1 protein-coding gene is annotated in these 850 nt (G+C 33.6%); it reads left to right on the forward strand.

Annotation, left to right across the window (positions count from 1 at the left end):
* Positions 1 to 314: 314 nt before the first annotated feature.
* Positions 315 to 850: DUF5977 domain-containing protein (locus AQF98_RS21750; RefSeq protein ID WP_152969795.1), on the forward strand; the 536-nt coding region annotated here is incomplete at its 3' end.

Raw genomic sequence — 850 nt, forward strand, 5'->3', positions numbered from 1 at the left:
AATTTAAAGTGTCTTCTGTTGACCAAATCCCCTATAGTTAATTATACTTACATCATTAAGAGTAACTTTTCTTTTGCTACAAACCTCGAACTTAAAAGAACATTTTTAAAGAGTTATGCTTCTGTATGGTTAAAAGCTTACGATGTTTTTAATTCTTACAATTATTTGAATAGCTTAAATAGTGCTTCTTATACACAGATTACAAAGTTTTCAACTCTAAGTTCCTACATTCTTCTTGGTGCTAATATTAAATTAAACAACATGAAATAACCGTCATATTTTTATTACATTTAATAAACTAAAACCTTAATTGTATGAAAAACTTTTTATTATTATTTGCAAGTTGCTTTGCTTTCTTGCCTTGTTTTGGACAGATTACCATTTCTGCTCCGACATCTGTAACATCAGGAACAACATTTACAATAACAGCTTCGGGGGAGACTGCAGGTAAATCTGTTGCCGGTATGTCTTTATTTTCTTCACCTCCAACAACTACAGATCCTCCTAGCCAATATGTTGTGATTGATGCTCTTGATCTTGCAGGACATCCTTTTGAAACGTCTGGGCAAGCAACAAAATTCTCTACAAAAATTACTATTACCTCTTCTTCTGCTGTAATTGTTACCTTTAATGTTAGGTGTCTAATTCGTACCCCTTCCGGCCAATCAAATCAAGATCAAACAATAACAATTACCGTTAACCCTGTCGTAACAACATATTATAATGTTGCAAAGTCAGGTGTGTTTACAAGAAATAATTGTGGGCCAGGGACTGTAGGTAGTAATGTAACTTATACTATAGCAGCAAATACTTATAGTGCATCAAGTCAAGCTGCAGCAGATCAGTTGGC

The sequence above is a fragment of the Pedobacter sp. Hv1 genome (genome assembly GCF_001412215.1).
In the GTDB taxonomy this organism is placed as follows: Bacteria; Bacteroidota; Bacteroidia; order Sphingobacteriales; family Sphingobacteriaceae; genus Pedobacter.